Genomic DNA, 5,535 nt, shown 5'->3' with positions numbered 1-5,535 from the left:
CAGGTGCAGGTGCAGGTGCAGGTGGCGATTCCGGTGCGGGGGCTGCCTCTGATGGTGTCGTCGATGCTGATGTCGGTATGGACGCAGGCCCGGTTGTGGATGTTTCCGGCGGGGGGGCTGGATGCTGGGGCTTTTTCTTCTTGAAGCGGTCGAACTTGTCCCGGTTGAGCCAACTGCTGCCATAGAGCAGCAGCGCATAGGCCCAGAACAGTGGGGCGATGCCGATGGCGTTGCCCAGCGCGCCAAAACCCATGGGCAGCATGACCTGGGTTGAATTCAGCAGGGCCAGGCGCAGGCCGACGGTCTCGGCAGTGCGACCGGGTGGAGAGTGCTGGTGCATCAAGGCCAGCAGGCTGGGCTGGCTGCCACCCAGCGCCAGGCCCAGGATGAACGAGAGCGTCAGCAGGAACGAGATTTCGCGGAACAGCGGGTACAGCAGGAAGATGCACCCCGCGCTGATCGTGGCCGACACCAGCAAGGTCCAGGGGCGTACGTGCTTCTGTATATAAGGCAGCGCCAGTCGGATCACGAAGGTGGCCAGCGAGAAGCAGGCCAGGACCGTGCCGATGGTGGTGGCGGACAGGCCGATGGACACACCGTAGATCGGCACGATGAAGGCGTGTGTGTCCCAGGCACCAGACAATACGGTGTTGGTGCCAAGAATGCGGCGCAGCTCGGCAATGCGCAGCAGATCGCGGATGCCCGGCTTGGGGGCCTTGGCCTGCATGTCGGCCTGCTGCTGTTCAGTGGCGGTCAGCGGCGCAGGCTCAGGTAGCTCTTCGACCTTGTGCTCCGGGGCCGATGCCACATGCGGCGGCAGCGTGGGCAGCAGCTTGCGCAGGCCGTACAGGGCAATGATCGGCCCGATGGCCAGCACCCCAAAGGCAAAGCGGTGCCCCAGGTGGTCGATGGCCAGCCCGGCCAGCAGCGGCCCGGAAAATCCAGATACCGATTGCGCCAGCGCCAGCCATGAGAAATTGCGCAGCCGCTGTTTGCTGTCGCCACGCCCCATCAGGTTCTGCGTGGAAACCTGATGGAGCGTGAAACCGATGCCGATCATACCGGCGGCCAGAACCAGGGCGGCCAGATCCGACCAGAGCAGAGGAATGATTGCGCCGACGATGATGAGGGCATTGCCGATGCGCATCGGGCGGCTGACCCCGATACGGTCCACCCAACGCCCGGTATAGACCGAAAACAGCATGGGCAGGACAGCGAACAGCGCCACCAGAAAGCCCACCATGAAGGTCGACATGTGCAGGCTGATTGCGGTGAGGGAAACCGCCACGCGCCCACCGTTGAGTGCGACGTGATTCAGCATCGACAGCGTGCACCACAACCCGGCGTTCGGCAGGGCGGACGCGCTTGCGGACGGATCAGGCGAGGGGGATGCTGAGGCAGGTGCTGTCACGGCAGGCAAAAGCCTATTCTGCACCCTATATGCTTATTTGTCGATGTCGTCCCTGTCCGGATCAGGGTTGCCCCCAGGCCACCGGCTCGCGCTCCAGTTCGACGCCGAAACGCGCCCGCACATCGGCACGTACAGCCTCTTCCAGCGCCAGTACATCGGTTGCCTGTGCACCACCGTAATTGACGAGCACCAGCGCCTGCCGCGTGTGCATGCCCACCGGCCCCAGACGCTTGCCTTTCCAGCCACACTGGTCGATCAGCCAGCCCGCCGCCAGCTTCCAGCTACCATCGGTTTGCAGGTAGCCGGGCAGAGCAGGGTGGTGTGCGTGCAGAGCTTCCCATTGTGCAGAGGAGATCACCGGGTTCTTGAAATAGCTGCCGGCATTGCCCAGTTCCCGAGGATCGGGCAGCTTGGCCCGGCGAATGTCGCAGACTGCATCGAAGATCTGTCGCGCAGTCGGGCCGGCCGGTGCGCTGTCCCCTTGTGCTGTCGAAGTGCCAGACGCCAGCAGTGGATGCTTCTGCAGGTCGGGATAGTCCAGCACCGGTTGCCACTGCTTGGGCAGGCGGAAACGGACTGCAGTAATCAGCCATGTGCCGGGTTCCGCATGCTTGAACAGGCTATCGCGATAGGCAAATCGGCATTCAGATGCGTCCAGGCAGTGCATTCTGCCCTGTGGAATATGCCAGGCCAGCACGCTGTCGATACGGCCGCCGACTTCCACACCATAGGCCCCGATGTTTTGCACGGGCGCAGCACCGACCGTGCCGGGGATCAGCGCCAGGTTTTCCAGCCCGGGCCAGCCCTGATCCAGACAGGTGCGTACAAAGTCATGCCAGACTTCGCCTGCTCCGGCTTCGACCAGCCAGGCATCGTCGCTTTCCGATATAAGCCGGATGCCGGGCAGGCGCACTCGCACGGTCAGTCCGCCGATTTCCGGAGCCAGCACCATGTTGCTGCCGCCACCCAATACGTGCACCTGTGGGTATTGCTGGGCCAGTACGCTCAGTTCGGGGAGCTGCTCGGTATCCTCCAGCGTGACACAAGCCAGCGCCCTGGAGGGCAGGCGCAGCGTGTTGAGAGAGTGCAAATCCAGGGAGGAGATTGACAGCATGACAGCATGAATTTTCTGGGTGGGCATGCTTGACATAGTACAAAATTTCTTGCTATAGTTTCGTTCTCGCAGCGAAGCCATGCTTAATTAAGTATGTTTTTGCTGCTGATGCGGGAGTAGCTCAGTTGGTAGAGCGCAACCTTGCCAAGGTTGAGGTCGCGAGTTCGAGACTCGTCTCCCGCTCCAGGTTTTTATGTTTAAGCTGCGTATGCAGCTTGGCATTTTAGATTACGCAGCACATGCGTAGCTAAATGCGGGAATAGCTCAGTTGGTAGAGCGCAACCTTGCCAAGGTTGAGGTCGCGAGTTCGAGACTCGTTTCCCGCTCCAAGATTTTCGTCCATGGATATCCACCAACGTCCATAGATGATTGAAAAAAGGCCGAAAACTTTGTTTTTCGGCCTTTTTTTCGTCCAGCGACGTCTACTGACATCCATCTAAATCCACGCGATTTAAGTCCACTTTTTTGAGCTGCATTTGCGGCGGATGGATAGGCTTTTGGGCCGCCCTTACTCACTTGGCGATTCGGATGGTTTGTCTTTGGCGATCTCGGCGCAGGATCGCAAAACCTGGCACTTTCGCCACTACTATCAGGCAAGAGGCCACCCATTGGATGTGGTCCTACAATCGCGAGCGCCTCAACATGGTATTGGGTGGGATCATGCCGATACAGCGGTTGACCATAGCCGCCTAATTCCTACTTCTCACGCCCGTGAAAAATGGGCGCATTACCATTCGGAAGAGGCTAGAAAAATTTTACAACCTGAGCCCATATTCGCGGGCTGCGATCACGGTCGCTTTGCGGCTCGGCATTGCCCAGCTTCCAGGCTGCGACAGCGTTGATCTGCCAGCCATGTGCAGCCCAGCGTGTGCCCACGCCGGCTCCCGATAGGCTGCGGTGATTGTCCCCATTGCTCCAGGTGTGCTTGTTCAGGCGTACTTCACCATGATCCACGAAGGCGTTGAGTTGCCAGGCCTCGGTCAACGCGTAGCGTACTTCGATATTGCCCAGCCAGCCTTGATCGCCAGAGGCTTCGCCTTGCGGATAGGCGCGTACGCCATAGGCACCACCCAGGCTCATCTTTTCTGAACTGTCCAGATTGCCGTCGGTCCACTGGCCTTGCAGTTGGGTATACAGGCTGAAGCGGTCGGTCAGGCGTTGCAGACGTACCAGGCTCGGATTGACTTTGATGAAATGGCCCTGCGTTTTGGCGGTCAGGGCATCGATGCGCTGGTTCTGCGCACCGTTGATATCCAGATGCCCCTGGCTCCAGGTCAGGGCGAAACTGTTGACGCCGCCGCCGAGCAGCGTGTCACGACTGTTGCCGCTGAGGGTGGCACTGACCACGTTCGAGTGCTTCTTGCTCTTGCTATCGAACAGGTCAATGTCGTCCCTGAGGCGCTTATGGTCGAACTGCAGTTGTGCATAGAGGGAGAAGTCCCGGCTGCGTACCAGTGGCTGATTCAGGTACAGGCTGGTGATGCGTGCATTGCCGTGGGCGTCGAGCTCGGAGAAATCCTTGGCCAGCTCGTAGTCCATGTTCGAGTAGGCCACCCCGGCCTGGGTATCCCAGGGGCCGACTGGCAACTGATAGGCGATGCGCCCGTAATGCTGGTCTTTGTTCGAGCCCATCAGGCGCATCGACAGGCGATCCCCCAGACCCAGCGGGCTGTTGACGTTGAGCGTGCCCCCCAGGCGGTATTCGCCAGTAAAGCGGTTGCCGTAGTTATCGGCATCGACCGAGCCGGACAGCAGCGGGCCAGGGGTGACATCCACCTGCAGGTTGGTAGTGCCGACAGTGGCACCGGGGGTGAGGGTGGATTTGACGTCCACGCCGGGGATGTCGGACAGCAACAGCAGGCTACGCTCCAGTGAGGCAGAGCGCACGGCCTCGCCTGGCTGGAGAGCGGCAAGCGGTGTCAGGGCCGAGTCGGCCACTCGTGAGGTATTGTTCAGGCTGACCTCGCCGTAATGACCCTCCATCACGGCAATCTGTACGATGCCGCCGTCGATCTCCTGGGCCGGGATATAGGCCCGTGCCAGCGGATAGCCTTGCTCGCGATACACACGGGTAATGCGGTTGACGCCTGTCTGCAGTTCACCGAGTGACACCGTGCGGCCTTGCAGATCAACCAGCAGAGGCAGCAGATCCTGGCTGGCGATGGCACCGTTGCCCTGCATCGTGAAGCCCTGAACGTGCAGACTGGGGCCACCGGTCGTGGCTTCGGTCGAAGGGGCATCGGGCAGGTTCAGTTCCAGCCGTTGCTTGCCAGGCAGTTGCAGGGGCTGTTGGTCGATTGACTGCTGCGATTGACCTGCGTCTGGCAAGGTGGCCGCCGCGATGGACAGGGACAGTAGGGAGATGGCTCCGCCGATAAAAGTAGCTGTAAAACGCATGTATCAGATTCCTTCTGGGAGGCGGATGCCGTGATTGATGATCTGCAGGTTCAACTGATCATCGAGCGGGTTGGTCAGCAACGTGACCTGAGTCAGGGCTTCGGATGCTTGTGACAGCAGGGTGGTGTGGGTTGACATAGTCTGGCCGTTCGACGCCATTGCGCCGATGTAGGGCGGGGTGTTGCGGACGTCATTGTTGCTGTCATTGCGGATGGGGCGTAGAACGATATCGACTGGGCGTGTCACTGCCGTGAGATAAGGCAAGGCAACGCTATAGCCTGTGACACTGGTGTTGGTGCCGGGCAATGACCAGATGCTTGTATCCCAACCTGCATAAATGGCCGGATTGCTCAATGCGTCCCATGTCTGGGCCGTACCATGGGTGTTGCCCGTAAACGCGTCAGAGCTTGCCCCGCCGTTGTTGATGGTGTTGCCACTGGCATCGGTGGTGGCGTAGAAGCTGTCGTTGATGCTGCTGTTGTCATCGTTGAATCCGACCAGCCCACCGACGTTGCGGTTGCCTGTCACGTTGCCGGTGGCGTAGGCATTGTCGATGTTACCGGCGTTATGTCCGGCCAGCCCACCGACGGCGTTGTTGCCAGAGACGTTGCTG

At 60.3% G+C, this 5,535-nt stretch carries 3 protein-coding genes, 2 tRNA genes and 1 pseudogene; 2 read left to right on the top strand and 4 right to left on the bottom strand.

Features of this window, described 5'->3' with window-relative positions:
• Window positions 1-157: 157 nt before the first annotated feature.
• Together ABN482_RS13600 and murB are read right to left on the bottom strand one after the other, a co-directional pair.
• Window positions 158-1,321 (bottom strand): annotated as a pseudogene (locus ABN482_RS13600) (MFS transporter); the annotation flags it as partial.
• Between the two features lie 151 nt (window positions 1,322-1,472).
• Window positions 1,473-2,561 (bottom strand): UDP-N-acetylmuramate dehydrogenase, encoded by a 1,089-nt coding sequence (gene murB / locus ABN482_RS13595; protein ID WP_502877302.1) that lies wholly within the window; start codon window positions 2,559-2,561, stop codon window positions 1,473-1,475.
• A 74-nt stretch (window positions 2,562-2,635) separates the two neighbouring features.
• On the opposite strand from murB, the gene ABN482_RS13590 reads away from it, so the two are divergent.
• Window positions 2,636-2,711 (top strand) — tRNA-Gly (locus ABN482_RS13590).
• Window positions 2,712-2,778: 67 nt separating this feature from the next.
• A tRNA-Gly gene (locus ABN482_RS13585) sits at window positions 2,779-2,854 on the top strand.
• A gap of 415 nt (window positions 2,855-3,269) precedes the next feature.
• Here ABN482_RS13585 and ABN482_RS13580 read toward each other — a convergent pair.
• Complete coding sequence (locus ABN482_RS13580) at window positions 3,270-4,922, bottom strand: ShlB/FhaC/HecB family hemolysin secretion/activation protein (RefSeq protein ID WP_349504486.1); 1,653 nt, start codon at window positions 4,920-4,922, stop codon at window positions 3,270-3,272.
• 3 nt (window positions 4,923-4,925) lie between these two features.
• The coding region (locus ABN482_RS13575; RefSeq protein ID WP_349504485.1) for a GLUG motif-containing protein at window positions 4,926-5,535 on the bottom strand (610 nt) is incomplete at its 5' end.

The organism is Corticimicrobacter sp., from assembly GCF_040137905.1.
GTDB lineage: Bacteria > Pseudomonadota > Gammaproteobacteria > Burkholderiales > Burkholderiaceae_B > Corticimicrobacter.
This window is presented reverse-complemented; position numbering and strand designations above follow the sequence as displayed.

What these genes read in the sequence shown, in the direction of transcription:
- murB (WP_502877302.1), bottom strand. Translation starts at nt 2,561, where the DNA reads ATGTCAAGCATGCCCACCCAGAAAATTCATGCTGTCATGCTGTCAATC.
- ABN482_RS13580 (WP_349504486.1), bottom strand. Translation starts at nt 4,922, where the DNA reads ATGCGTTTTACAGCTACTTTTATCGGCGGAGCCATCTCCCTACTGTCC.